Raw genomic sequence first — 24,996 nt, 5'->3', positions numbered from 1 at the left:
ATCCCCGTACGGACCCACGCTCCGGGCCCGCTTCCACCGGTACGGGGCCGTGCCCCGTGCAGCGTCTCACTCCGGGCGCCGCCCGGGTCGCGCAACCCCGATTCTGTCAGGCCCGCGCCTGGTCCGGCCCCGGCACGGCGTGCCGGACGGGGTGGGATGGCCCACTCGTCACGAACCCAGTCGCGTCCGGGGTTCCGAGAGGAGCCCGAAGACCGCCCCCTGATTGTCGGCGACGACGGCGATGCGGCCGTACGGGGTGTCGACGGGATCGGCGGTGACCCGGCCGCCGAGCCGCCGGACCGTCGCCACGGACTGGTCGCAGTCCGGGACGGCGAAGTAGGCGAGGAAGTGCGCGGGCATGATGTCCGGGAAGGCGTCGGTGATCAGGCTGCGGCCCAGCACGGCGGTGTCGCTGCCGGGCGCCTTGCCGGGCGGGGACCAGACGCGGTACTCGATGCCGGCCTCGTCGTCGTTCTGGTCCTCGGGGACGTAGCCGAAGACCTTCGCGTAGAAGACGTCGACGGCGTCGCGGGCCCGCGTGTAGACCTCGCTCCAGCAGTACGTGTAGGGCTCGTTCTGCGCCTCGAAGCCGTGGTGCGTACCGGCCTGCCACAGGCCGAAGACGGCCCCGCCGGGGTCGGCGGCCATCGCGGCGGTCCCGTACGGGCCCACGGGCATCGGGTCCATGACCATCTGGCCCCCGGCGGCCCGGATGCGCTGGGCGCAGGCGTAGGCGTCGGTGGTGTAGAGGTAGATCCCCCATACGGTGGGCATCCGCCCGTCGGGTTTGGGGGCGAGGGCGGCGACGTTGCGGCCGCGGCTGTAGGCCTGGGTGTAGTGGCCGTACTCGGCTCCCGCGCTGTCGCCGAAGGTCCACCCGAAGAGCTCACCGTAGAAGCGCTTGCCCGCCTCGACGTCCGGCAGCGAGGCGTCCACCCAGCAGGGTGCGCCTTCCGCGAATGCGGCCATGAGCCCGGTTCCTTCCGTTGTGCGGTGGTGCGTACCGTCCCACCTCTCCCACCTGTCCCACTTCTCACGGCCATGATCTGCCCGAAAACTTGTCCACAGCCTGTTGATAAGACTATTCGGGGGAAACAATGAGCAACCGGGCGACCCACCGTAAGCGCGCGTCCCCCGGCTCGGACCCGGCCCGCACCCGGCCCGCACCCGGCCCGCGCCCGCCTCGTGCAGGGTTCGTGCGCGGCCCGTGTACGGCTCGTGCGCGGCCGGAATCCACCGTCAAAGCCTCTCAAATCCGCTTTCCGGCCAGGCCAGGGACCCCGTAACCCCATTTGCAGGCGGCCGAATAGCGCGCCGATCACCCCTCGGTAAGCTGACGGCATGACAGGACAAGTACGCACCGTCGACGGGCGTGTCGCCGGCCGGCGCGGCCAAGCGACGCGGCAGAAACTGCTCGACTGCCTCAGCGAGATGCTCAGCTCCTCGCCGTACCGCGACGTCAAAGTGATCGACGTCGCCCGCAAGGCCGGTACCTCCCCCGCGACCTTCTACCAGTACTTCCCGGACGTCGAAGGAGCCGTCCTGGAGATCGCCGAGCAAATGGCGACCGAAGGCGCGCAGTTGACCTCACTGGTCGAGGGCCGCACCTGGGTCGGCAAGTCCGGGTGGGCGGCCGCCGAGGAGCTCGTCGAGGGCTTCCTGGACTTCTGGCGGCGCAACGACGCGATCCTGAGGGTCGTCGACCTCGGCGCGGCCGAGGGCGACAAGCGCTTCTACAAGATCCGCATGAAGATCCTCAATTCCGTCACCAACTCCCTGACGGAGTCGGTCAAGGAGCTCCAGGCCAAGGGCAAGGTCGACAAGGACGTCAGCCCCGCCGCGATGGCCGGTTCCCTGGTCGCCATGCTCGCCGCGGTCGCCTCGCACCAGAAGGGCTTCCAGACCTGGGGCGTCAAGCAGGCCGAACTCAAGCCGAACCTGGCCCTGCTGGTCCACCTCGGCATCACCGGCAAGAAGCCGACCAAGTGACGGCGGACCCTGCGCGAGGGTCCGCCGCCCCGGCCGGCCGCGGTGGCACCGTCGGGTGCGGTGGCGCTGCCGGGCCCACCGCCCGCGCCGCAACGCCCGGCCGCTGACCGTGCCGCCCGCCTGAGATCAGCGACGCTCCAGGCGGAACAGCCGGATCTCGCGCTCGATGCGCGCCTGGTACGTCGCGTACGGCGGCCAGAACTTCAGCACCGCCTGCCATGCCGCCGCGCGCTCCTCCCCCTCCAGCAGCCGGGCCCGTACGGCGATGTCCTGGCCCCGCCAGCTCACGTCCGCGTCCGGGTGCTTGAGCAGGTTCCCGGTCCACGCCGGGTGTCCGGGCCTGCCGAAGTTCGACCCGATCAGCAGCCAGCTGACGCCGTCGGCCTCCGGCATGCAGGCGAGGGGGGTCGTGCGGGGCTCGCCGGTCCTGGCGCCCTTGGCGGTGAGGATCACGCCCGGCAGCATCTGGGCGCTGAGCATCACCTTGCCGCGGGTGAGCTTGTGCACGGCCTTGTCCATGGCCGGGATGAAGTGCGGTGCGATCTTGGCGAACAGCATGGTCGAGGAGACCTTCTGCATCACCTTGACGCCGAGAGCCGTAGCCATCAGACGGCCACCTTCCGTGGCTGGGGGGTGAACAGGTCGGCGCGGTCCGCGGCGTGCGCCCGCAGCCGGTGGACGGGGCCGAACAGCAGCTCGTCGGCGGCGGCCCGCTTGAAGTAGAGGTGCGCGTCGTGCTCCCAGGTGAAGCCGATGCCGCCGTGGAGCTGGATGGCCTCGCCGGCGGTCACCCGCAGGGTCTCCAGCGCCTGGGCGAGGGCGAGGCCGCCCTGCTCCGGGTCCCAGGCCGCGTAGTAGGCCGCCGAACGGGCCGCCTGCACGCGTACGTAGAGGTCGGCGAGCCGGTGCTTGACCGCCTGGAAGGACCCGACGGCCCGCCCGAACTGCTCGCGCTGCTGCACGTAGTCCACGGTGCGGGCCAGCGCCTGCGCCGCCGCGCCGACCGCCTCGGCGGCGAGCACCGCGGCGGCCGTGCGGCCGGTGGCGGCGAGGGCGCCGAGCACCTCGGAGCCGTCCCCGTCCCCGAGGTCGCCCAGCAACTCGGCCGACACGTCCCGAAGTTGGATCCGGGCCTGCGAGCGGGTCTCGTCGAGGGTGGTCTGCCGCGACCGCACGAGGCCGGGCGCGCCCTCCCGGACGAGGAAGAGCAGCGTGCGGCTGCGGGCGAACCCGCCGGTGTGCGCGGCGACCAGCAGCAGGCCCGCGCTGTGCCCGTCGAGCACCTGGGCGACCTCCCCGTACAGCCGCCACCCGCCGCCCTCGGCGGCCTCGCCGCCTTCCGTGACGGCGCGGGCCTGCACCCCGCCGGCCCGGCCGCCGCCGGACCAGGGCCCGGCGGCGTTGTCGCCGGTCAGCGCGAGGGCGGTGGCCAGTGCCGGGCCGGGGACGGCGAGGGCTGCGGTGAGGGTGCCGGCCGCCAGGGGCGGGAGCAGCGCGGAGCGCTGGGCGGGCGTGCCGAGGGCGGTGATCAGCGGCACGCAGAGCGCGGCCGTGGCCAGCAGCGGGGAGGGCAGCAGCGCCCGCCCGGTCTCCTCGCAGGCCAGGGCCAGGTCGGCGGGGGTGCAGCCGACCCCGCCGTACTCCTCGGCGACCGCGACGCCGGGCAGCCCGAGCTGCTGGGCGAGCTGCTGCCACAGCTCGGGGTCGTACCCGGCGGCGGTGCGGACGGCGGCCTTGACCTCGTCGGGGCCGCAGCGTTTGCCCAGGATCTCGCGCAGGGTACGGCGTATCTCGTCCTGCTCCGCGGTGAAGGCGGCATCCATCGTCGGGCTCCTCCCCGTATCTGACGGGCCGTCATATTAGGGCGGGCGGAGTCAGATGCACAGGGGGCGGGGGCCGCGTGTTGAACCGCGGGGGAGCCCTAGAAACTGACACTACGTCAGATGTACCTTCCCTTCATGCCTGGACTCACACCTGGACCAGAATCCCGCCCCGGATCCCGCCCCGGATCCCGACCTCGCCGCAGGGTCGCGGTGGTCGGCGTCGCCCTCTCGGACTGCGGCCGGGTGGACGGCCCGACCCCCTACGCCCTGCACGCGCAGGCGGCCCGCCGCGCCCTGGCCGACTCGGGGCTCGACCGCTCCGTCATCGACGGCTTCGCCTCGGCCGGCCTCGGCACGCTCGCGCCGGTGGAGGTCGCCGAATACCTGGGCCTGCGCCCCACCTGGGTCGACTCCACGTCGGTGGGCGGCTCCACCTGGGAGGTCATGGCGGCCCACGCGGCGGACGCGATCGCCGCGGGACACGCCAACGCCGTGCTGCTGGTCTACGGATCCACGGCCCGGGCCGACATCAAGGCCCGCCGCCGGACCTCGAACCTGTCTTTCGGGGCGCGGGGACCGCTGCAGTTCGAGGTCCCGTACGGTCACACGCTGATCTCCAAGTACGCCATGGCCGCCCGCCGCCACATGCACGAGTACGGGACCACGCTGGAGCAGCTCGCCTCGGTGGCGGTGCAGGCCCGGGCGAACGCGGCCACGAACCCGGACGCGATGTTCCGCGATCCGCTGACGGTCGACGAGGTCCTGTCCTCCGAGATGATCGCGGACCCCTTCACGAAGCTGAACTGCTGCATCCGCTCGGACGGCGGCTGCGCGGTCCTCCTGGCCGCGGAGGACTACGTACCGGACACCGCCAAGGCCCCGGTCTGGATCCTGGGTTCCGGCACCTCCGTCTCCCACACCACCATGTCGGAGTGGGAGGACTTCACGGTCTCCCCGGCAGCCGTATCCGGCCGCCTCGCCTTCGAGCGGGCGGGCCTGACGCCGGCCGACGTGGACCTGGCGGAGATCTACGACGCCTTCACGTACATGACCCTGGTGACCCTGGAGGACCTCGGCTTCTGCGCGAAGGGCGAAGGCGGCGCGTTCGTGGAGAAGGGCCGCCTGCTGCGGGACGGCGAACTCCCGGTCAACACGGACGGCGGCGGCCTCTCCGCCTGCCACCCGGGCATGCGCGGCCTCTTCCTGCTGGTCGAAGCGGTCCGCCAGCTCCGCGGCGAAGCGGGCGCGGGCCAGGTGACGAAACCGGGCGGCCGCCTCCCGGAAGTCGCCGTAGCCTCCGGCACGGGCGGCTGGTTCTGCTCGTCGGGGACGGTGGTGCTGGGGCGGGGGTGAGGGGCGGGGGCGGGGGCGGGACTTCCACCCCCTCGGGCCCCGCCCCGGGGGGTGTTCGCCCACCCACCCCCGGGTGCGGCTGGGGTCGGGGCCGGCGCCTGCACGGGAGGGGCCTTGCCTGTTCGGGCGCGGCTCTCGGGCGATTGTCACGAACCCCTTGCCCTGATGGGCGGGGTGGGGGTGGTGGCGGGACGTCGGCTGGCCGGAATCAGAGAGGTCTTGGGGATGGCTGCCCCTTACCGCCGGGTGCTCGTGACGCCGCCGAGGAACTCGGTCCAGGCCGCGGGGGTGACGGCCGGCTCGGGGCCCGCCGTCACCTTGGAGTCCCGGATGTGGATGGCTTCCGTACAGGCGGCTACCTCGACGCAGTTGTCCCCGTCGCCGCTGCTGTAACTGCTCTTGACCCACCGCAGTCGGGAGCTGTTCACAACGAACCTCGCATTCGCATCAACAGGCCCACGCTGTCCGCAGGATTGAGGGCCTGGATGCGAAGATTGGCATACCGCTGGTGAAGCAGGCTGAGGTCTTTCGGGTCAGTCAGTACCCGCCCGGACTGTTGCCCTTCGCTGTAGCCCACCCATTCGTGCTCCTCGGTTTCGAGGAGGCAGAAAGGGCCTCCGAGCCCTGCGTGCCCCGGGCTGACCAGCGGCATGATCTGCAGGTCGACGTTGGGCAGCCGGGCGCACTCCAGCAGGTGGTCGATGAGCCGGCGGGTCACTTCCGGGCCTCCCGTCTGCCGGAGGAACACCGCCTCGTCGATGATGAAGCTGAAGACCGTGTACGGAGTGCGGGTCAGGAGTTGCTGCCGTTCCAAGCGGGCCGCGATGCGGGCCTCGGCCTCTTCCGGTGTGGGTGGCGGAAGCACGTCGCCGACGAGGGCGCGGGCGTAGGACTCCGGCTGGAGCAGGCCCGGAATGGAGCGGCACTCCTACGTATCGAGCGTGACCGCCGCCTCCTCCAGCTCCGCCCACCGGCGGAACCACGACGCCAGCCCGCGCCGTCGTGGTTCCGCCGGTGTTTGCCCAGCCGCCGCACAGGACGGCCCGGGCGCTGCCCACCGCCGGGGCGGGGGGGGCCGTCAGTACTGCCAGCGCGGTTGGGTGCCGTCCATGCGGCAGTAGATCAACCGGCCGTTCGCGGCGTGGGTGGGCCTGCCGAGGTCCGCCTTGCGGCAGAACTGGCCCGCCTTGTAGCAGTTCCCGGCGTTGGAGACGATCTCGCACTCGGCGGTCGTCGGCTGGGTCGGGACCTTCGCGGTGGGTCGGGGCGCCTGGGTGGTGGCGGCGGGCTTCGGGTCGGCGGGCGTCACGCTGCGCGTGGGGGGCTGCGGAGCCGCCGTGGTCGGGGCGGCTGAGGGGGTGACCGTCGTCGGGGCCAGGGAGGGTATCGGGGCGGCGGATGTGGTCGACGGGGACGCTGACGACGTTGTCGGCGGCAGCGAGACCGCGGGGCCGCCGCCCTCCCCCGGGCCGCAGGCAACGGCAACGCCCGCCACCAACAGGGCGACCAGCGCCCGCCTGATCGGGCCCCGCGTACGTCTGCCGCTTCCGTCGCTCTTGCCGTTGGCGCTGCGCATCCGTGCTCCCACCTGAAGTCATCAAAAGGAGGCACGTCTTACGAACAGGCGTCCGTCTCCGGCGGCTTTCAGCCGAATCGTGACTTCGCCCGGCGCCGTCAGATGCGGCGCCGGACCTCAGCGGCGAACTGGGCGGCTCCGCCTACGGACAGGCGGTCCATCAGGCCGTGCAGGTCCCTGGGGTCCCGGCGGTAGCCCGCCACCTGCCTCCGAAGTACGGCGAGCGTCTCCGTCGGTCTCAGATCGAGCGCGTCCAGCAAGAAGTCGTCGGGGCTCAGGACGTCAATTTCGTACGGCCCCACCGCTTCGGCCGGAAAGTCACGCAGATTCAGTGTGACGAGGGCGTGCGCATGGCCACGCACTGCTGCGGCGAGCACGTGACGATCCTTCGGATCGTTGCCCATCACCGGGATCAGGGACTCGTAACCCGTCACCGCACTGTCCGGGAAGGCCGATCCCAGGACATCGACCAACCGCTTTGCCGTCACCTCGTCCGTCCTCTCCGCGATGTTCCTGCGGAGTTCCTCAAGAATGCCGTCCGACCAGAGCGGCTCGTACACCTCCGCCTCGGCCAGTCGGAGGAGCGTGTCCCTCAGGTAGTTGGGATACAGGACGCACGTGTCGAGCACAACGCGCTGCACAAAGCCCCCAGTCAGGCGTCGTAGAGACCGGATTCCTCGGTCAGATACACAAGGTCGTCCAGGCCCGTGCGCCGCTTCTCGCGGCGTAGCGACTGGTACTCGAGGACGTCGGTGAGCAGCACGCGCCGATGTCGGCCGGGGCGCGTGTGGGGGATCTCGCGGCGTTCCAGGATTTTGACGAAAGTGGGCCTGCTCACCCCCAGGAGGTCCGCCGCCTCCTGGGTCGTGAGCGTGGTGTGGACGGGGGCGACGGTGACCGCCTTGCCCTCGGACAGCGCCCTCACGACGACGAGCAGCGCCTCGTACACCTCGGTGGGCAGGACCTCCGTCGTGCCGTCGGGTCCCTGCAAGATCGCCGGCTCGGACGCGTGCCCCACGCGATCCAGGAAAGCGCGCAGGTCGGCAATCTCCGCCCGGTGCTCGGGCAGCAGCGTTCTGTCCTCGGCAGTAGCACGCATGCCACATCCTTTCTAGGCTGCTCCCAGGTTCCCACAATTCGAAAGAAACGCAACATAGCGGAGCAGGGTCGGCTGCGGCCGGACCGTAGCCTGGCCGCATGACGAGCGAGACGACCAGCGAGACGACCGCCGACGAGTTCCGGGAGACCCTGCACTCCCTGCGCGTGTGGGACTCCCCGCTCCCCGGGTTCGACACCGGCGCCGCGCCCGCCGAGCCGCTGCCGTTGTTCCGGGAATGGTTCGTGGCGGCCGCGAAGGCGGGGCAGCCCGAGCCGCACACCATGAGTCTGGCGACCGTGGACGCGCAGGGCCGGCCCGACGTGCGGACGCTGATGCTGCACGACGCCGACGCGCGGGGCTGGCACTTCGCCTCGCACGCCACCAGCGCGAAGGGGCGGCAGCTGGCCGCGCAGCCGGAGGCCGCGCTCGGGTTCTACTGGCCGGCCGTGGCGCGGCAGGTGCGCATCCGGGGCCGGGTGACGGCGTGCGGGCCGCAGGAGAGCCGGGCGGACCTGGCGGTGCGCTCGCGCGGGGCGCTCGCCGCCGCGCTCACGGGCCGGCAGAGCGAGGTGCTCGGGTCGGTGGAGGAGCTGGCGCGGGTGGCGCAGGCCGCGTGGGAGCGGGCCGGGGCCGAGCCGGACGCGCCGGCTCCGACGTGGACGCGGTACGTACTGGACCCCGCCGAGGTGGAGTTCTTCCAGGGGGACGCCGCGCGCAGGCACGTCCGGCTGCGGTACCGGCGTACGGCCGAGGGCTCCTGGGAGCGCGAATTGCTTTGGCCGTAGGCTGAGTTGATGGAGATCGGTTCGGTGGTGATCGCGGTGGTGGGCGTTGCGGGGACCCTGGGGGGCGCGATCCTCACCCAGCGGGGCTCCGAGCGTGTCAAACGCCGCGAGATAGAGCTCCTGCGCGGCCACGAGCAGGTACGCGAGCAGCTCGTGCTGCGGCGCACCTGCTACATGGAACTCAACAGGGACGCACGGCAGTTGACCACGGCGCTCAACAAGCACCTGCACATCATGCGGGAGCGCACCGTGGAGGACGCCGACCGCGTGGCGCTCGACGAGGCGCGCGACGCCCAGCGCGACCGGTACTCCGAGGCGCAGATGATCGCCCCGGACTCGGTGCTCACCCCGGCGAGCGAGGCCAACCATGCCCTGACCCGGCTCTACGGGCAGGTCAAGCGCCTCGAGCGCGGCGAGCCCGAGCCGGGCGAGACGATGGAGAGCGCGGCCCGGGCCCAGCAGGAGGTGTGGGACCACCTCCGGGCCATGCGGCACGCCATGCGCGAGGACCTCGGCGTGGAGTGAGCCGGAAGCCGGTCCCGGTCAGGCCGACGGGCGGAACACCGGTACCGCCAGCCCCTCCGCCGCCTCGCGGAAGGTGACGGTCAGCGGCATCCCGATGCGGAGGTCCGCCGCCTCGCAGTCCACCACCTCGGTCATCATCCGCGGGCCTTCCGCCAGGTCGACGACGGCGGCCGTGTAGGGGACGCGGGTACCGAAGGGCGGGAGGTCGTTCCGGTGGATCACCGACCAGGTGTAGAGGGTCGCGCTGCCGCTCGCCGCCTCCCAGGAGACGCGGTCCTCGCCGGCCCAGCAGAACGGGCAGAACTCGCGCGGGTAGTGGTGCGCCCGCCCGCAGTCGGCGCAGCGCCGCAGCAGCAGGCGGCCGTCCGCCGCCGCGTCCCAGTAGGGCCGGGTGAACTCGTCCGCCTCGGGGAGGTCGTACCGCACGGTGCTCACGAGAAGAGTCCGATCGCCGAGTCGAGGGACCAGGTCTGCCAGGCCATGGCGAAGAGGGCGACGAGCGAGATGAGCGCCATCATCGCGTTCTGCCCCTGCTCGGCCCAGTCGTGGATCATCAGCACGAGGTAGAGCAGGTTGAGCAGCAGGCCGCCGACCAGTGCGATCGGGGTGAGGAAGCCGAGGACGAGGCCGAGCCCGAGGGCGAGTTCCGCGTAGACGACGATGTACGCCATCAGCTTCGGGCGCGGCGCGACGACACTCTCGAAGCCGCCCTTCACGAAGGCCCAGCGGTGCTTGCCCGCGACGTCGGCGGCCCAGGCGATGCCGGTGCCGCGCTCGAACCAGCCCTTCTTGTCCTTGTGCCGCCAGCTCTCCAGCCACCACAGGCCGAGGCCTATCCGGAGCACGGCTAGCCATTCGGCGCCGCTGAGCCAGATGGTCTGCATCGCAGCTCCCACCCCTCGATTGATCTGACGGTACGTCAGTTCAGCGGATCCGGGGCGATCCCGCAAGGGTCCGGCGGGGTCGGGGCCACTCCGGCATGGCCCCGGCGGGGCGATGGGCGGGCCATGGCACCCCGCCGCACCAAACGGCCCGTAACCGATCCGCAATCGATTCCCTCCCTGTCCGCGACCCATCAACGCTGCGTGGCGATACGCTCACACCTCATGCCCGGAGTCCCCACACCACCCGACATGACCACCCAGCCCCGCCCCGTGTACGTCATCGGGGGCGGTCCCGGCGGGCTCGCCGCGGCCGCCGCGCTGCGGGCCCGCGGGGTGCGCGCCGTGGTCGTCGAGAAGTCCGACGAGGTCGGCGCCTCGTGGCGCCGCCACTACGAGCGGCTCCACCTGCACACCACGCGCCGCCTCTCCGCCCTGCCGGGCCTGGCCATGCCGCGCCGCTTCGGGCGCTGGGTCTCCCGCGACGACGTGGTGCGGTACCTGGAGAAGTACGCCGAGTTCCACGAGCTGGAGGTCGTCACCGGCGTCGAGGTGACCCGCATCGAGCGCGCAGCCGCCGACGGCAGCACCGACGGCAACGGCGGCAACGGCGGCTTCACCCTGCACGCCACCGGCGGTCGGGTGCTGTCGGCCTCGGCCGTGGTCGTCGCCACCGGGTACAACCACACGCCCGCACTCCCCGACTGGCCGGGCCGGGACTCGTACACCGGCGAGCTGGTGCACGCCGCCGACTACCGCAACGCCGGGCCGTACGCGGGCCGGGACGTACTGGTCGTCGGCGTCGGCAACACCGGCGCCGAAATAGCCGTCGACCTGGTCGAGGGCGGGGCCGCGCGCGTGCGGCTCGCCGTGCGCACCGCCCCGCACATCGTGCGCCGCTCCACCGCCGGCTGGCCGGCCCAGCGCACGGGGATCCTCGTACGGCGGCTGCCGGTGGGGCTCGTGGACCGGCTGGGCCGGCTCGTCGCCAAGGCGTCCGTCCCCGACCTGTCGGCGTACGGGCTTCCGCGCCCCGCCACCGGCCTGTACAGCAGGGTCAAGGAGGGCGCGATCCCGGTCCAGGACGTCGGCCTGATCGATGCGGTCCGGGGCGGCCGGGTCGAGCCGGTGGCCGCGGTCGACTCCCTCGACGGCGCCGCGGTGGTCCTGGCGGACGGCACGCGGATCAGCCCGGACGCGGTGATCGCGGCCACCGGGTACCGGCGCGCCCTGGAGGGGCTGGTGGGACACCTCGACGTCCTGGACGGGCGCGGACGCCCCCTCGTGCACGGCGCCCGCACCCCGGACCGGGTGCCCGGCCTGTACTTCACCGGCTTCTCCAACCCCATCAGCGGGATGTTCCGGGAGATGGCCCTGGACGCCGAGCGGATCGCGAAGGCGGTGCAGCGGCTCCTCGGCGCCTAGGCCGGCCCTCCCGGACGCAGACCGAAAGGGGTCTGGACCCTCCCCGGACCGGTCTGCGACCGTTCCACACATCACCTCCACCAGCTTTCCTGCGCAACCCTGTTCCTGACGGCACGTCAGTTCAGTAATCTGACTACGCGTCAGTTATTTGAGGTTCCATCGATGTTCATCGAGCAGGAGCGGGCGGAACGATGCTTGGATCTACTCACGGCACCCTCACCACCGACTTCCGCGCACGTGTCGAGGCCTGCGGGGAGTCCCCCAGAAAGGCCGTCCACTCGACGGCCGCACCGTCCGCCGAGGACACGGTCGCGGTGGACGTCAGCGGACGGCCGCTGCACGCCGACGTGCCCGACCTGGACCGGTTCTTCCGGCCCGAGTCGGTGGCCGTCGTCGGCGCCTCCGACGCCGAGGGCAAACCGAACACCGGCATCACCCGCCAGCTGATCGCGTGGGCGGAACGCGTGGGCGCCCGGATCCATCCCGTGCACCCCACCCGCACCACCGTCTTCGGACTGCCCTGCCACGCCTCCGTGGCCGACCTGCCCGAACAGGTGGACCTCGCCGTCCTCCTGGTCGGCGACCCCCTCCCCGTCATCGAGGAACTCGCCGAGACGAAGGTCAAGTTCGCCGTCGCCTTCGCCTCCGGCTTCGCCGAGACCGGCGACGCGGGCGCCGCGGCCCAGGCCCGCCTCGCCTCCGCCGTCCAGCGCTCGGGCCTGCGCCTCCTCGGCCCCAACACCAACCTCAACGCCTTCGAGGAGTTCCGCGACGACCTCGACGGACCGGCGATCGCGCTGATCACCCAGTCCGGCCACCAGGGCCGGCCCGTCTACACCCTCCAGGAGCTGGGCATCCGCCTCTCCCACTGGGCGCCGACGGGCAACGAGGCGGACCTCGAAACCTCCGACTTCATCTCCTACTTCGCCGAGCAGCCCGAGGTCGGCGCCATCGCCTGCTACGTCGAGGGCCTCAAGGACGGCCGCTCCTTCCTGCTCGCCGCCGACCGGGCCGCCCGCAACGGGGTCCCCGTCGTCGCCGTCAAGGTCGGCCGCACCGAGACCGGCGCCCGCATGGCCGCCTCCCACACCGGGAAGCTGACCGGCGCGGACACCGTCGTCGACGCCGCCATGCGCCAGTTCGGCGTGATCCGGGTGGACGGCCTGGACGAGCTCCAGGACACGGCCGCCCTCCTCGCCCGGGCCCGGAAGCCGAAGGCCGACGGGGTCGTCGTGTACTCCATCTCCGGCGGCACCGGCGCCCACTTCTCGGACCTGGCCACGGAGGCGGGCCTCACCCTCCCCACCCTCTCGGAGGCCAAGCAGGCCGAGCTCCACCAGTGGATCCCGGAGTACCTGAACGTCGCCAACCCCGTCGACAACGGCGGCCACCCGGTCGGCGACTGGCGCGGCCGCAAGATCATCGACGCCATCCTGGCCGACCCGTCCGTCGGCGTCCTGATCTGCCCGATCACCGGCCCCTTCCCCCCGATGAGCGACAAGCTCGCCCAGGACCTCGTGGACGCCGCCGAGGCCACGGACAAGCTGATCTGCGTGATCTGGGGCTCCCCCGTCGGCACCGAGGACGCCTACCGCACCACCCTCCTGGGCTCCTCCCGCGTGGCCACCTTCCGTACGTTCGGCAACTGCATCACCGCCGTACGGGCCTACCTCGGCCACCACCGCTTCACCGCCGGGTACCGCTCCCCCTTCGAGGACGCACCCCGCACGCCGTCCCCCTCGTACCGCAAGGCGCAGGCGCTGATGCGCCCAGGCCAGCAGCTCAGCGAGCACGCGGCGAAGCAGCTGCTGCGGGCGTACGGGATACGGGTCCCGCGCGAGCAGCTCGTGACGAGCGCGGCGGCGGCGGTCCGGGCGGCGGGCCTGGTCGGCTACCCGGTGGTCATGAAGGCCTCGGGACCCCAGCTGGCCCACAAGACGGAACTGGGCCTGGTCAAGATCGGCCTGACCTCGGCCAGCCAGATCCGCGACGCGTACCGCGAGCTCACGGACATCGCCCGCTACGAGAACGTCCCGCTGGACGGCATCCTCGTCTGCCAGATGGTCGAGCGGGGTGTGGAGATGGTCGTGGGCGTGACCCAGGACGAACTCTTCGGCCCCACCGTCACCGTCGGGCTCGGCGGGGTCCTCGTCGAGGTCCTGCGGGACGCGGCGGTCCGCGTGCCGCCGTTCGGCGAGGACCAGGCGCGGGCGATGCTCGGCGAACTCCGCGGGCACGCGCTGCTGGAGGGGGTCCGCGGGGCGCCTGCGGCGGACGTGGACGCGCTGGTGGAGGTCATCCTCCGCATCCAGCGGATGGCCCTGGAACTGGGCGACGAACTCTCCGAGCTCGACATCAACCCCCTGATGGTCCTCCCCCGGGGGCAGGGGGCGGTGGCCCTGGACGCCCTGGCCATCTGCCGCTGACGCTGCGCCCGCCCGGCGCCTGAAGTGCCGCTGCACGCCACCCCCGGGGCTCCGCCCCGGGTCTTTCAGCCGTCCGGCGTTTGAGGACCGGGTCCGGGCAGAGCCCGGGGAACGGAGGAAGGGCGGGGCGGGGAGAGGCTCCGCGCAGCGGCAACCCACCCGCCCCGGCACACGCACACGCACCGCCGCCGGCGCCGACGCCCACCCAGCCGCCCACCCGCCCACCCGCCCACCCCGAACGGGAGTTCAGCCATGACCGAGGCCCCGGACACGACCATCCTCCACCGCACCGACAACGGCGTCTCCTGGATCACCCTCAACCGCCCCGACGCCATGAACGCCCTCACCTGGGACCAGCGCGAACGCGTCATCGCCCTGCTCGCGGACGCCTCCGCCGACCCCGCCGTCCGCGCCGTCGTCATCACCGCCACCGGCAAGGGCTTCTGCGCCGGCGCCGACCTCCGCGGCGCGCCCGCCACCACCGACCGCGGAGCCGACCGCGCCGCCGACCGCGTGGCCGGCGACGTCGCCCGCATGATCCGCCTCGGCGCCCAACGCCTGATCACCGCGGTCCTCGACTGCGAGAAGCCGGTCATCGCCGCGGTCAACGGCACGGCCGCCGGCATCGGCGCGCACCTCGCCCTCGCCTGCGACCTCGTCATCGCCGCCGACACCGCCCGCTTCATCGAAGTGTTCGTCCGCCGCGGACTCGTCCCCGACGGCGGCGGCGCGTACCTCCTCCCCCGCCTCGTCGGCCCGCAGAAGGCGAAGGAGCTGATGTTCTTCGGCGACGCCCTCCCCGCCGCGGAGGCGGAGCAGCTCGGCCTGGTCAACAAGGTGGTGCCGGGCCAGGACCTGGAGGCCGCCGCACGCGAGTGGGCCGAGCGCCTCGCCCAGGGCCCGACCCGGGCCATCGCGATGACCAAGCAGCTCGTGAACGCCTCCCTGGACGGTGACCGGGCGACCGCACTGGCCGCCGAGGCCACCGCTCAGGAGATCAACATGACCACCGCCGACGCGAACGAGGGCGTGGCGAGCTTCGTGGAACGCCGCACGCCCAAGTACCTGGGCCGGTGAAGGCCCCCGCCCCCTACATCCGCGGGTCCGGCTTCAGCAGCGCGAACACCGCCCCCGCCGGGTCCGAGCCCCACGCGATGCGGCCGACACCCGGCACGTCGACCGCGGGCATCAGCACCTCACCGCCGTTGCCCTCGATCGCCACGGCGGCGGCGTCGACGTCGGCCGCGTTGAAGTACGGCACCCAGCGCGGCAGCATCGTCGACGCGCCGCCCGCGCCCTCGCCCTGCGGCGCGATCCCCCCGAAGGACGTCTGCTGCTTGTCGCCGTCGGCGGTGCTGAGTACCCGGTAGGTCATGCCGGGCGTCTGCATATCCTCGTGCCGCCAGCCGAAGAGCCCGTGGTAGAAGGCGATGGCCGACGCGGGGTCGGGGACGTGCAGCTCCACCCACACCAGGCTGTTCACGGCGGACGTCAGCTCCAGCCCTGCCGTCTTCCCCGGCTGCCAGCACGCGAACTGCGCGCCCTGCGGGTCGGTGAACTGGGCCAGCCAGCCCTCGCCCATCACGTCCATGGGCTCCGCGCGCACCACCCCGCCCACGCTCCTGACGGCCTCGGCCGTGGCCCGGATGTCGGGGGCCATGAAGTAGGTCATCCACGCGGAGGACGCGCCCTCCTCGCTGAGGGGGCCGATCGCGGCCACGGTCTTCCCCGCCACCTGGAAGAACCCGTACCCGCCGGCTTCGGGCCCGGCCGAGACGAAGTCCCAGCCGAAGACGGACCGGTAGAACGCGGCGGCGGCCCCGACGTCGGGGCTGCCGAGGTCGAGCCAGTTGGGTGATCCGGTGCGGAAGTCGGTGCCGAGCATGGGCGGCCCTCCCAAGGGGGTGAGGATTCAGGTGCGCCCGACACGATGCCGAACCCCGCGCGCGCAAGGACGCACCCGCCGCCCGGGGGACGGCGGCTTCACCCGAGTGGATGAGCCTGGTGACGCCTCCGGGGGCCGGCCTGTCGAGCCAGCCGAGGGTGTCGACGATCGAGACCACGATGCCCGCGGCAGCCGCGGGGTCCCACACCTTCACATCTGACGCTCCGTCAGGTCTAATCGTGGATGTGATGGGACATGCAGGGATGGCGGCCACCGTCGTCCGATACCTCAGGTCAGTCGGCTCCCCCACCTCCACCGCGGCGGAAGCGGAGTCCGTGGACGTTCTGCCGCGCCCCGACCTGCGGGCCGTCGGGGAGGACGAACGCGCGCCCGTGAGCCCCGCCGAGTTCCGCGCCGTACTCGGGAACTTCGCCAGCGGGGTCACCATCATCACGGCCCCGCCCGGCGAGGGGGAGGACGGACCGGCCGGCTTCGCCTGCCAGTCGTTCGCCTCGCTCTCCCTCGACCCGCCGCTGGTCACCTTCATGGTGGCCCGTACGTCGACCACCTGGCCCCGCATCGCCCGCGCCGGGGTGTTCTGCGTGAACATCCTCGGCGCCGAACAGGGGCGGCTGTGCCGGGCCTTCGCCGTCAGCGGCGCCGACAAGTTCGCCGGGGTGGGCCACAGCCCCGCCCCCGCCACCGGGTCGCCGCAGCTCGACGACGTGCCCGCCTGGATCGACTGCCGGATCCACGCCGTCCACACGGGCGGGGACCACCTCATCGTCGTGGGCCGGGTCGAGGCCATGGGCGCGGCCGGCGAGGACGGTCCGCTGCTGTTCCACAAGGGCAGGTTCGGGCGGTTCGCCGACTGAGCCCGGCGGCGGCCCGCCACGGCCCGCCACGGCCCGCCGCGACCCGCCACGGCCCGCCACGACCCGCCCGCCCGTGGCCGGTTTGCGGGTCCGGCGCGGCAGATCAAGCTACCGATGCGTAAGCTCCCCCTGGGGGCCGAGGGACTCGACCGTCGTCCGGCACCCCGCAATGTTCACCATTCCAGGGGGATTTGGGTTGATTCTGAATTTGATGCGCCGTGCGCGCGGCGCAGTCGCCGTCACGGTCACCACGGGAGCCCTGCTCGCCGCCGCCGTGCCGGCCGCCTCGGCCGCACCGGTCGCCGCACCTCCGACCACCGCCGCCGGCGCGATCCTGATCGACGGCACCTCGGGGGCCACGCTCACCAGCAAGGACGCCGACACCAAGCGTCAGGGCGCGAGCACCACGAAGATCATGACCGCCACGGTGGTCCTGCGTACGTCCGGTGTGGACCTCAACAAGAAGGTCACCATCAAGCAGGAGTACCTGGACTACGTCGTCCGGGAGGGTGCGAGCACCGCGCACCTGAAGGCCGGCTCCACGCCGACCGTCCGCCAGCTCCTCTACGGGCTGATGCTCCCGTCGGGCTGCGACGCGGCGTACGCCCTCGCGGACACCTTCGGCAAGGGCGCGACCTCGGCGGAGCGCACGAAGGACTTCGTCGCGCAGATGAACGCCAAGGCGAAGGCCCTGGGCATGACGAAGACCGTCTACGACTCCTTCGACGGCATCTCGCCGACCGGCAACAACCTCACGACCCCGCGCGACCTGGCGAAGCTGACCAAGTACGCGATGGCGGGCACCACGTTCCCGAAGCTCGTGCAGGCCACGTCGTACAGCAGCGGTGGCACCTCCACCGACGCCACCTGGTACAACAGCAACCTGCTCATCCGCGAGCGTCCCACCGGCTACGCCTACCCGGGTGCGATCGGCGTCAAGACCGGCACCGGCACCGCCGCGGGCAAGTGCCTCGTCTTCTCCGCGACCCGCAACGGCAAGACCGTCATCGGCGTCGTGCTGAACGACGAGGAGCGCTACGCGGACGCGATGAAGCTCATGGACTGGGCGCTCGGCGCGAGCGCCGGCTCCGGGGCTGCGCTGCAGCGCAGCAACACCGAGCCGATCCCCGACGTCCTCGACTGACGCTGACGTCCGCGTAGTCCGCGGGCACGGCCACGGCTCCTCCGCCGGCGGGAACGACCACCCGCCGGCGGAGGAGCCTCGTCGTTTCCGGCCCGGCCCGGCCCAGTGCGGCCCGGCCCGGCCCAGTGCGGCCCGGCCCGGCCCAGTGCGGCCCGGTCCGGCCCACTCCGCTCCGGTCAGAAGGTGAGCACGCCCCGCGCCACCCGCCCGTGGTGGGCGTCGTCGACGGCCTTCGCGAAGTCCTCGACCGGGTAGACCTCCGTGACCAGCTCGTCCAGCAGCAGCCCGCCCTGCCGGTAGAGCTCGGCGTACAGGGCGATGTCGCGCTGGGGGCGCGAGGAGCCGTACCGGCAGCCCATGATCGTCTTGTCGAGGTACATCGAGGAGACCTGGAACGACGCCTCCTCCTTGAAGCCGGGCACCCCGAGCAGGATCGCCTGCCCGTGCCGGTCCAGGAGGTCGACGGCCTGGCGGATCAGCTTGACGTTGCCCACGCACTCGAAGGCGTGGTCCGCGCCCGTCGGAAGGATCTCCTTCACCGCGGCCGAGGAGTCCGGGACCGCGGACGCGTCGATGAAGTGCGTGGCCCCGAACCGGCGGGCCACCGCCTCCTTCGCCGGGTTCGCGTCGACCGCCACGATGGTGGTGGCGCCAGCGATCCGCGCGCCCTGGAGCACGTTCAGCCCGATGCCGCCGGTGCCGATGACGACCACCGACTCGCCCCGGTCCACCCGGGCCCGGTTCAGGACCGCGCCCACCCCCGTCAGCACCCCGCAGCCGATCAGCGCCGCCGAGGTCAGCGGGATGTCCGCCGGGATCTTCACCGCCTGCACGGCCTTGACGATCGTGCGCTCCGCGAACGCCGAGTTCGACGCGAACTGGAACAGCGGCTTCCCGCCCCGCGAGAAGGGCTGCCCCGGCATCCCGATCGCCTTGCGGCACATCGTGGGCCGCCCCCGGTCGCAGTCCGCGCACGCCCCGCAGTTGGCCAGCGTGGACAGGGCCACGTGGTCCCCCGGCGCCACGTGCGTGACGCCCGAGCCGACCGCCTCGACGACCCCAGCGCCCTCGTGACCCAGTACGACCGGCGGCGGGAAGGGGATCGTCCCGTCGATCACCGAGAGGTCGCTGTGGCACAGCCCGGCCGCCGCTATCGCGACCAGCACCTCCCCCGGCCCCGGGTCCCGGATCTCCAGGTCGTCGACCACCTGCGCCTGCTTGCCGTCGAATACGACGCCTCTCACCGCGACTCCTTAGGCAGGCCGAGCACGCGCTCGGCGATGATGTTCCGCTGGATCTCGTCCGAACCGCCGTAGATCGTGTCGGCACGGGTGAACAGGAACAGCCGCTGCGCCTCGTCGAGCCCGAGCTCGTACGGGAGCCCGGGCGCCCAGGCCGTCGCAGCCGGCCCGGCCGTCGCCGCGGCGCCGCGGACCTCGACCGCGAGCTCGCCGAGCCGCTTGTGCCAGCCGCCCCACAGCAGCTTGGCCACGCTCGGAGCCCCCGGATCCCCCTCGCCGCCCAGGGTGCGCAGGGCGTTCCACCGCATGGTGCGCAGCTCCGCCCACTGGCGCACGAGCCGCTCCCGCAGCACGGGATCGTCCGCGCCCGCCGCCGTACCGGAAGCGGCGTACGAGGCCAGTACGCGCTCCATCTCCGCCGCGAAGCCGATCTGCTGGACCAGCGTCGAGACGCCCCGCTCCAGGGCGAGCAGCCCCATGGCCACGGTCCAGCCCTCGCCCTCGGCGCCGACGGCCTCCGCCGCGACCGCCCCGTCGAAGAACACCTCGTTGAACTCGGAGGTGCCCGACATCTGGCGGATGGGCCGGACCTCGACCCGCCCCGGCTGGTCCATCCGTACGAGGAGGAAGGACAGCCCCCGGTGGCGGCGCGAGCCCGGCTCGGTGCGGGCCAGGACGAAGCACCAGTCGGCGTCCCGGGCGAGCGAGGTCCAGATCTTCTGGCCGGTGACCCGGTACAGCCCGTCCGCCGGGTCCCGGACCGCCGCCGTACGGATCGCGGCGAGGTCGGAGCCGGCGCCGGGCTCGCTGTAGCCCTGGCACCACAACTCCTCGCCCGCGGCGATCCCGGGGAGGAAGCGGCCCTGCTGCTCGGGGGACCCGTAGGCGATGAGCGTCGGCGCGAGGAGGTTCTCCCCGATGTGGCCGACCCGGCCGGGCGCGCGCAGCGCCGCGTACTCCTCGGCCCACACCACCTGCCCGGTCAGCGAGAGCCGCCGCTGCCCGTACACCCCCTCCGGCACGTCCCAGCCCTGCCCGATCCAGCCCCCGCGGCCCAGCTCGCGCTCCCACGCACGCCGGGCGTCGACCTCCTCGTGCTCGCTGCCCGGTCCGCCGAGGCCGACCGCCTGCGCGTACGGGCCCACGAGGTGCTCCGCCAGCCACGCCCGGGCGCGGCCGCGCAGCTCCTCGTCCTCGGCCCCGAAGCCGAAATCCACGCCGCTCCCCCCGTCAGGCGTTGGGGCGGTCCTTGGCGGCCGCCGCCTTGGCCATGGCCTCCAGCTGGGCCAGCATCGGCATCGGGTCCTTGCCGACGGTCCCGGGGAGGAAGTCGGCGATCTTCTCCGGGGTCCAGGTGCCCTCTGCGTACCCGGCGCGCAGTTCGCGCGGCTGCGCCCAGACGGCGATCTTGGGGCCGGCGATCGTGTAGACCTGACCGGTGATGTCCTCGGCCCTGGCGCGGTCGCTGAGCAGGTAGGTGACGAGCGCGGCCACGTCCTCGGGCTCGCCGATCTCCTTGAGCTCCATGGGGACGTTGGCCGACATGCGGGTGCGGGCGACGGGTGCGACGGCGTTGGCGGTGACCCCGTACTTGGCGAGCCCGAGGGCGGCGCTCCGTACCAGCGAGATGATCCCGCCCTTGGCGGCGCTGTAGTTGGCCTGGGCGACGGAGCCCTGGTGGTTGCCGCTGGTGAAGCCGATGAGCGTGCCGGTGCCCTGCTTGCGCATGACGGCGGAGGCGGCGCGGAACACGGTGAACGTGCCCTTGAGGTGGGTGGCGACGACGGGGTCCCACTCCTCCTCGGACATGTTGAACAGCATCCGCTCGCGCAGGATGCCGGCGACGCACACGACCCCGTCGATGCGTCCGTACTGCGCGAGCGCGGTGTCGACGATGCGCTGGCCGCCCGCCATGGTGGAGATGTCGTCCGCGACGGCGACGGCCTCGCCGCCCGCGGCGAGGATCTCCTTCACCACGCCTTCGGCGATCTCGCTCGTCGGCTCGCCGCCCTCGATCCCCACCCCGTAGTCGTTGACGACGACCTTGGCCCCCTCGGCGGCCGCGGCGAGTGCCACGGCCCGCCCGATGCCCCGGCCGGCGCCGGTGACGGCGACGACTTTGCCTGCCAAGAAGTTCCCCACGTCCGGCCCCTTCCCACGTTTTCTGACGGACCGTTAGATTCTATGGGCACGCCGATGCCGGAGCACAAGCCCCCGTTGCCTTCTCTCCGTCCGCCACGTCCGACACGTCCGCCACGTTCTCCACGTTCTCCACGCAAGGAGCTGTCGACGCCCATGACCATGCCCGCCGAGTTCCACGACATCGCCAAGCGCGTCAACAACTGGGGACGCTGGGGAGCCGAAGACGAGATCGGCACCCTCAACCTCGTCACCGACGAGGTCGTCCGCGCCGCCGCGGCGGAGATCCGCAGCGGCCGCCGGATACCGCTCGCCCTGCCCCTGAAGGAGGACGGGGTCCAGGCCGGCATGATCCCCGGCCGGATCAACCCGCTGCACACGATGGTGCAGATCAACCAGGAGCTCTTCGGCCCGGGCACGGTGGCGTGCAGCGACGACGCCGTGACGATGGGGCTCCAGGCCGCCACCCACTGGGACGCCCTGACCCACGTCTCGCACTCGGGCCGGATCTACAACGGCCGCCCGGCGTCCACGATCACGGCGCACGGCCGCGCCGAGTTCAGCGGCATCGACAAGGCCGGCCACATCGTCTCGCGCGGGGTCCTCCTCGACGTGGCCCGCGCCAAGGGCCTCGACCGCCTCCCGGGCGGCCACGCCGTCACCCCCGAGGACCTGGCGGAGGCCGAGGAGTTCGGCGGGGTCACGGTCCGCGCGGGCGACATCGTCCTGGTACGCACCGGCCAGATCCAGGTCTACCTGGCGGGCGACAAGCACGGCTACGGCTTCCCGTCCCCCGGCCTCTCCGTGCGCACCCCCGAGTGGTTCCACGCCCGGGACGTCGCGGCGGTCGCCAACGACACCCTCACCTTCGAGATCTTCCCGCCGGAGATCGAGAACCTCTGGCTCCCGGTGCACGCCCTCGACCTCGTCGAGATGGGCATGCACCAGGGCCAGAACTGGAACCTCGAAAAGTTGTCCACAGCCTGTGCAGAAGAAGGCCGCTACGCCTTCCTCCTCTCGGCGATGCCGGAACCCTTCGTCGGCGCGGTGGGCACCCCGGTCGCCCCGGTGGCCGTCCTCTGAGCAGCGCCGCCCGTCAGCGGGTGGCGCTCCACCCCTTCGCCGCGCACAGCTTCTGCTTCTCGGCGTCGGCCACCGGCGCACCCGGATCGGCCCGGTCGAGCTGCACGTGACCGGCCACCGAACCGTCCTTCGCGTAGCAGGTGATCTTCTCGGTGTCCCCGGTCGCGGCTGCGGTCGGCTGCCCGCCGGGTGACGCCGAGGACAGGGAGGGCGGGGCCGACGGTGTCGGCCCCGCGCCCCCGGCCCCGCCCCCCGCACCCGGCGCCGAACCGCACCCGGCGAGCACCGCCGCCGCCATTCCCGCCATCAGTACTGTCGTGCAACGTCGCATCTCGGCTCCCCTGGTCCGGTGTGTCGCGCGACGGTCCGACGCGGCCCGGCCCCATCCGGTTCCACGCCACGAAGGCCCCCGCACCCGACCGGTACCGGAGGGGTGCGGAGGCCTGCGACTGCCGGGACCGGTCAGTGGTCGTAGAGGTTGTGCAGGGTGTTCAGATCGTCCTGGCTCGGATACGTCGAGATGCCGTTGGTCACGGCATTGCCCGACATCATGCAGCTGGACGGCGTGAACTGGTGGTCCAGCCCCAGCACGTGCCCCTCCTCGTGGCACGACGTCTTGCGGGCCTGCGTGGAGTTCCGCACCGTGTTGTTGTTCAACCACACGTCCGCGGAGGTGAAGTGGCCGTCGGAGCCGATGTTGTAGTAGGTCACGCCGTAGTTGCCGTCGGCGGTGTTGTACTCGTTGACATCGACGCAGTGCAGCCACGACCCCGGGCACGAGGTGACGTAGTACGAGTCGACCCCGCTCGCCTTGTTCCACTGGCTGACCGTGGACCCGACCGGCCAGAAGGACCCCGTGTGGTCCACGAAGTAGATCTGGGCCCGCGCCGTGCCGTCCCGGGACCAGTGCCCCCCGAGCAGTGGCCCGGCCTGAGCTGCCGGAGCGGTCGTCACCAGGGCCGTGAACAGCGCCATGACCACGGCGGGCAGGGCCATGGCCTTGCGGATGCTGCGGATCCTCACCGGCCGGCCCCCTTACCGCCGGGCTTGCCGGCTTTGCCGACCGTGCAGATCGACGCCTTTTCGGCCTCGCTGATCGGCTGGTCCTTGTTCACGCGGTCGGCCACGGCGACCCCCGCGACGGTGCCGTCGTCCTTGAAGCAGACCACCGCCTCGTTCGGATGCTTCGCCGCGAACGCCTGCGCGTCTGCGAGCTTCTGCGCCTCCGAGGGCCGGGCCGCCGCGGCCCGCCGCTCCCCGCCCTTCGGCGGGGTCAAGTCCGGTGACTTTTCCGGGTTGATGTTCATCGGCTGCTGGGATTTGGGCAGGTACTCGGGCCAGACCGGCGCGGGCTTTCCCGCCACCGCCCCCTGCCCCGCAGTGGGCGACGCCGACGCGAGCGATGCCACTCCCGCCAGCGAGACACCGGCCAGGGCGAGCGCCCCGGCCGCGATCGAGATGCGCTTGAACAAAGTTCACCTCTATGCCTGCCGCTAGTCGCTACGAGCCGTGCGCCCGAGGTGTGGCGGCAGGCTGCCGACCGTAACCACGCACCTGTCGGGGCAGCCAGGAGCGAGCCTCCGAAGCGGCTGAAAACGGTGGTAGTAGGACTTATTCCGGGTGCATCCACCCGATGCGCACGGAAATGGATCATCCCGGCCGTGCGGCCGGCCAGGCCGGCCGGTCGGCCGCACATCCGGGACGTACGCCATGCGTTCAGGAGCCACCGATCAGGCGGGGGCCCGCACCTGGAACCATGAGGTGTCCATGACGCGTCACCGTTCGCGCGTCACACCCCGTACCCCACCACAACCCCCAGGAAGAGCGATGGCAAACCCGTACCAGGTACCGCCGCCCCCGCCCCCGCCGCGCCGCCAGAACAACACCGCCGCGATCCTCGTGGTCGTGTTCGTCGTCATCGCCGCCCTCTACGGCGTCTCCCGAGTGCTGCTCGCGGACGGCTCCAAGACCGATGGCAAGCCCTCGTCTTCGGCCTCCACCCCGGGCTCCCCCGCCAAGTCCTCCGACCCCGGCAACCCGGAGTCTTCCTCGGACACCTCCAGCTCCTGGAAGGTCGGCGACTGCGGTGGCCCGGACCCGGCCAACAAGCCCGACGGCTACCGGCCCCAGAAGTGCAGCGCCGCCGGCGCCACCTTCAAGGCCATCGACATCAAGGAAGCCAGCATCCTCCCCGGGGCGATCCAGTGCCCGGCCGGCACCGACCTGATGATCGAGGTGAGCATCTCCTACAACGGCGGCAAGAGCAGCGGCATCCCCACCAACACCGTCTGCGGCCGCAACCTCTCCGGCGACCACCCCGGCGACGCGGGCGCCGGCGGCGGCCAGCTGGTGAAGGGCGACTGCGTGACCGACCAGGCCCAGGAAGTCCCCTGCGCGGGCGCCGCCAAGGGCACGTACAAGGTCCTCGGCCTCGTCAAGACGAAGAGCGAGTGCCCGTCGGGAACCACGGAGCCGATGCAGCTCACGATGGCGGTCGGCCGCCCGTACGACGTCATCTGCGCGGAGGGCTAGACCCCGCCGGCGCCGCGCCCACCGCGCGCCGCACCGGATTGCCGGGGCGGCGTGCGGCGGCCGCGATCACGACGTCCGCCTCGGTGGCGAAGGTGTAGAACTTCCCGCCCGTCTTCACCCCCATCGAGCGCAGCATGCGGCCCCGCTCGTCGCCGGGATGCTCGGCGGACAGTGCGGCCACGGCCTCCTCGAAAAGCTCCACGAGGACCATTGTT

General features: G+C 72.3%; 29 protein-coding genes. 11 read left to right on the top strand and 18 right to left on the bottom strand.

What is annotated here, in order from left to right:
- Nucleotides 1-168: 168 nt before the first annotated feature.
- Nucleotides 169-969 (bottom strand): VOC family protein, encoded by an 801-nt coding sequence (locus ACIGFK_RS29595; RefSeq protein ID WP_376660657.1) that lies wholly within the window; start codon nucleotides 967-969, stop codon nucleotides 169-171.
- A gap of 372 nt (nucleotides 970-1,341) precedes the next feature.
- On the opposite strand from ACIGFK_RS29595, the gene ACIGFK_RS29590 reads away from it, so the two are divergent.
- Nucleotides 1,342-1,989 carry a TetR family transcriptional regulator gene (locus ACIGFK_RS29590; protein ID WP_376660656.1) on the top strand — a complete coding sequence of 216 codons (648 nt, stop codon included), beginning with the start codon at nucleotides 1,342-1,344 and terminating at the stop codon, nucleotides 1,987-1,989.
- Between the two features lie 126 nt (nucleotides 1,990-2,115).
- Here the strand turns inward: ACIGFK_RS29590 and ACIGFK_RS29585 are convergent, their stop codons facing one another.
- Nucleotides 2,116-2,595: a nitroreductase family deazaflavin-dependent oxidoreductase gene (locus ACIGFK_RS29585; RefSeq protein WP_376660655.1), complete on the bottom strand. Its 480-nt coding sequence runs from the start codon at nucleotides 2,593-2,595 to the stop codon at nucleotides 2,116-2,118.
- Entirely contained in the window at nucleotides 2,595-3,812 is a 1,218-nt protein-coding gene (locus ACIGFK_RS29580; protein ID WP_386470790.1) for an acyl-CoA dehydrogenase family protein, read from the bottom strand. The genes ACIGFK_RS29585 and ACIGFK_RS29580 overlap by 1 nt, the downstream gene beginning before the upstream one ends.
- A 135-nt stretch (nucleotides 3,813-3,947) precedes the next feature.
- On the opposite strand from ACIGFK_RS29580, the gene ACIGFK_RS29575 reads away from it, so the two are divergent.
- On the top strand, nucleotides 3,948-5,165 hold the full coding sequence (locus tag ACIGFK_RS29575) for an acetyl-CoA acetyltransferase (protein WP_376660653.1): 1,218 nt from the start codon (nucleotides 3,948-3,950) through the stop codon (nucleotides 5,163-5,165).
- Nucleotides 5,166-5,401: 236 nt separating this feature from the next.
- On the opposite strand, the gene ACIGFK_RS29570 is transcribed toward ACIGFK_RS29575, so the two are convergent.
- From ACIGFK_RS29570 to ACIGFK_RS29550, 5 genes are all read right to left on the bottom strand, one after another.
- Nucleotides 5,402-5,593, bottom strand: a complete 192-nt coding sequence (locus ACIGFK_RS29570) for a DUF397 domain-containing protein (protein WP_386470787.1) — start codon at nucleotides 5,591-5,593, stop codon at nucleotides 5,402-5,404.
- Nucleotides 5,590-6,081 (bottom strand): DUF5753 domain-containing protein, encoded by a 492-nt coding sequence (locus ACIGFK_RS29565; RefSeq protein ID WP_400054315.1) that lies wholly within the window; start codon nucleotides 6,079-6,081, stop codon nucleotides 5,590-5,592. The genes ACIGFK_RS29570 and ACIGFK_RS29565 overlap by 4 nt, the downstream gene beginning before the upstream one ends.
- A 162-nt stretch (nucleotides 6,082-6,243) precedes the next feature.
- Complete coding sequence (locus ACIGFK_RS29560) at nucleotides 6,244-6,741, bottom strand: hypothetical protein (RefSeq protein WP_400054258.1); 498 nt, start codon at nucleotides 6,739-6,741, stop codon at nucleotides 6,244-6,246.
- Nucleotides 6,742-6,839: 98 nt separating this feature from the next.
- Nucleotides 6,840-7,382 (bottom strand): putative toxin-antitoxin system toxin component, PIN family, encoded by a 543-nt coding sequence (locus tag ACIGFK_RS29555; protein ID WP_376661255.1) that lies wholly within the window; start codon nucleotides 7,380-7,382, stop codon nucleotides 6,840-6,842.
- An 11-nt stretch (nucleotides 7,383-7,393) separates the two neighbouring features.
- Entirely contained in the window at nucleotides 7,394-7,840 is a 447-nt protein-coding gene (locus ACIGFK_RS29550; protein ID WP_376661254.1) for a helix-turn-helix domain-containing protein, read from the bottom strand.
- Nucleotides 7,841-7,938: 98 nt separating this feature from the next.
- Between ACIGFK_RS29550 and ACIGFK_RS29545 the strand changes: the two genes are divergently transcribed.
- Complete coding sequence (locus ACIGFK_RS29545) at nucleotides 7,939-8,625, top strand: pyridoxal 5'-phosphate synthase (protein ID WP_376661253.1); 687 nt, start codon at nucleotides 7,939-7,941, stop codon at nucleotides 8,623-8,625.
- 9 nt (nucleotides 8,626-8,634) lie between these two features.
- Nucleotides 8,635-9,150, top strand: coding sequence for a hypothetical protein (locus tag ACIGFK_RS29540; RefSeq protein ID WP_376661252.1), 516 nt, complete (start codon nucleotides 8,635-8,637; stop codon nucleotides 9,148-9,150).
- An 18-nt stretch (nucleotides 9,151-9,168) separates the two neighbouring features.
- Here ACIGFK_RS29540 and ACIGFK_RS29535 read toward each other — a convergent pair whose 3' ends face one another.
- Both ACIGFK_RS29535 and ACIGFK_RS29530 read right to left on the bottom strand, forming a co-directional pair.
- Complete coding sequence (locus tag ACIGFK_RS29535; RefSeq protein ID WP_400054255.1) at nucleotides 9,169-9,585, bottom strand: Zn-ribbon domain-containing OB-fold protein; 417 nt, start codon at nucleotides 9,583-9,585, stop codon at nucleotides 9,169-9,171.
- On the bottom strand, nucleotides 9,582-10,034 hold the full coding sequence (locus tag ACIGFK_RS29530) for a DoxX family membrane protein (RefSeq protein WP_376661250.1): 453 nt from the start codon (nucleotides 10,032-10,034) through the stop codon (nucleotides 9,582-9,584). Before ACIGFK_RS29530 ends, ACIGFK_RS29535 begins: the two co-directional genes overlap by 4 nt.
- A 249-nt stretch (nucleotides 10,035-10,283) precedes the next feature.
- Here ACIGFK_RS29530 and ACIGFK_RS29525 point away from each other — a divergent pair, with 249 nt between their 5' ends.
- The 3 genes from ACIGFK_RS29525 to ACIGFK_RS29515 all read left to right on the top strand — a co-directional run bounded on the left by ACIGFK_RS29525 (nucleotide 10,284) and on the right by ACIGFK_RS29515 (nucleotide 14,959).
- Complete coding sequence (locus tag ACIGFK_RS29525) at nucleotides 10,284-11,456, top strand: flavin-containing monooxygenase (protein WP_376661249.1); 1,173 nt, start codon at nucleotides 10,284-10,286, stop codon at nucleotides 11,454-11,456.
- Nucleotides 11,457-11,647: 191 nt separating this feature from the next.
- A complete protein-coding gene (locus ACIGFK_RS29520) occupies nucleotides 11,648-13,882 on the top strand; it encodes an acetate--CoA ligase family protein (RefSeq protein ID WP_376661248.1) in 2,235 nt (744 codons plus the stop codon).
- Between the two features lie 252 nt (nucleotides 13,883-14,134).
- Nucleotides 14,135-14,959 (top strand): enoyl-CoA hydratase/isomerase family protein, encoded by an 825-nt coding sequence (locus ACIGFK_RS29515; protein WP_400054252.1) that lies wholly within the window; start codon nucleotides 14,135-14,137, stop codon nucleotides 14,957-14,959.
- Between the two features lie 13 nt (nucleotides 14,960-14,972).
- Here the strand turns inward: ACIGFK_RS29515 and ACIGFK_RS29510 are convergent, their stop codons facing one another.
- On the bottom strand, nucleotides 14,973-15,767 hold the full coding sequence (locus ACIGFK_RS29510) for a VOC family protein (RefSeq protein ID WP_376661246.1): 795 nt from the start codon (nucleotides 15,765-15,767) through the stop codon (nucleotides 14,973-14,975).
- Nucleotides 15,768-16,015: 248 nt separating this feature from the next.
- Between ACIGFK_RS29510 and ACIGFK_RS29505 the strand changes: the two genes are divergently transcribed.
- Nucleotides 16,016-16,642, top strand: coding sequence for a flavin reductase family protein (locus ACIGFK_RS29505; protein WP_376661245.1), 627 nt, complete (start codon nucleotides 16,016-16,018; stop codon nucleotides 16,640-16,642).
- 211 nt (nucleotides 16,643-16,853) lie between these two features.
- Nucleotides 16,854-17,786 carry a D-alanyl-D-alanine carboxypeptidase family protein gene (locus ACIGFK_RS29500; RefSeq protein ID WP_376661244.1) on the top strand — a complete coding sequence of 311 codons (933 nt, stop codon included), beginning with the start codon at nucleotides 16,854-16,856 and terminating at the stop codon, nucleotides 17,784-17,786.
- A gap of 176 nt (nucleotides 17,787-17,962) precedes the next feature.
- Here the strand turns inward: ACIGFK_RS29500 and ACIGFK_RS29495 are convergent, their stop codons facing one another.
- Genes ACIGFK_RS29495 through ACIGFK_RS29485 form a run of 3 tightly spaced genes read right to left on the bottom strand, consistent with a single transcriptional unit; the run spans nucleotide 17,963 to nucleotide 21,169 of the window.
- The gene (locus tag ACIGFK_RS29495; protein WP_376660849.1) at nucleotides 17,963-19,030 is read right to left on the bottom strand and encodes a Zn-dependent alcohol dehydrogenase; all 1,068 of its coding nucleotides are present in this window, start codon (nucleotides 19,028-19,030) and stop codon (nucleotides 17,963-17,965) included.
- Nucleotides 19,027-20,244, bottom strand: coding sequence for an acyl-CoA dehydrogenase family protein (locus ACIGFK_RS29490; RefSeq protein ID WP_376660850.1), 1,218 nt, complete (start codon nucleotides 20,242-20,244; stop codon nucleotides 19,027-19,029). Before ACIGFK_RS29490 ends, ACIGFK_RS29495 begins: the two co-directional genes overlap by 4 nt.
- A gap of 13 nt (nucleotides 20,245-20,257) precedes the next feature.
- On the bottom strand, nucleotides 20,258-21,169 hold the full coding sequence (locus ACIGFK_RS29485; protein ID WP_376660851.1) for an SDR family oxidoreductase: 912 nt from the start codon (nucleotides 21,167-21,169) through the stop codon (nucleotides 20,258-20,260).
- A 153-nt stretch (nucleotides 21,170-21,322) separates the two neighbouring features.
- On the opposite strand from ACIGFK_RS29485, the gene ACIGFK_RS29480 reads away from it, so the two are divergent.
- Nucleotides 21,323-22,249: a cyclase family protein gene (locus ACIGFK_RS29480; RefSeq protein WP_386470761.1), complete on the top strand. Its 927-nt coding sequence runs from the start codon at nucleotides 21,323-21,325 to the stop codon at nucleotides 22,247-22,249.
- Nucleotides 22,250-22,262: 13 nt separating this feature from the next.
- Here the strand turns inward: ACIGFK_RS29480 and ACIGFK_RS29475 are convergent, their stop codons facing one another.
- From ACIGFK_RS29475 to ACIGFK_RS29465, 3 genes are all read right to left on the bottom strand, one after another.
- Nucleotides 22,263-22,556, bottom strand: a complete 294-nt coding sequence (locus ACIGFK_RS29475; RefSeq protein ID WP_386470758.1) for a hypothetical protein — start codon at nucleotides 22,554-22,556, stop codon at nucleotides 22,263-22,265.
- A 155-nt stretch (nucleotides 22,557-22,711) separates the two neighbouring features.
- Complete coding sequence (locus tag ACIGFK_RS29470) at nucleotides 22,712-23,272, bottom strand: matrixin family metalloprotease (RefSeq protein ID WP_376660853.1); 561 nt, start codon at nucleotides 23,270-23,272, stop codon at nucleotides 22,712-22,714.
- The gene (locus ACIGFK_RS29465) at nucleotides 23,269-23,721 is read right to left on the bottom strand and encodes a hypothetical protein (RefSeq protein WP_400054247.1); all 453 of its coding nucleotides are present in this window, start codon (nucleotides 23,719-23,721) and stop codon (nucleotides 23,269-23,271) included. Before ACIGFK_RS29465 ends, ACIGFK_RS29470 begins: the two co-directional genes overlap by 4 nt.
- 355 nt (nucleotides 23,722-24,076) lie before the next feature.
- Here ACIGFK_RS29465 and ACIGFK_RS29460 point away from each other — a divergent pair, with 355 nt between their 5' ends.
- Nucleotides 24,077-24,781 carry a hypothetical protein gene (locus tag ACIGFK_RS29460; protein WP_376660855.1) on the top strand — a complete coding sequence of 235 codons (705 nt, stop codon included), beginning with the start codon at nucleotides 24,077-24,079 and terminating at the stop codon, nucleotides 24,779-24,781.
- Here the strand turns inward: ACIGFK_RS29460 and ACIGFK_RS29455 are convergent.
- Nucleotides 24,762-24,983, bottom strand: a complete 222-nt coding sequence (locus tag ACIGFK_RS29455; protein WP_400054245.1) for a hypothetical protein — start codon at nucleotides 24,981-24,983, stop codon at nucleotides 24,762-24,764. The genes ACIGFK_RS29460 and ACIGFK_RS29455 overlap by 20 nt on opposite strands.
- Nucleotides 24,984-24,996 lie beyond the last annotated feature (13 nt).

The sequence above is a fragment of the Streptomyces sp. NPDC085524 genome (assembly GCF_044541755.1).
Lineage (GTDB): Bacteria > Actinomycetota > Actinomycetes > Streptomycetales > Streptomycetaceae > Streptomyces.
This window is presented reverse-complemented; position numbering and strand designations above follow the sequence as displayed.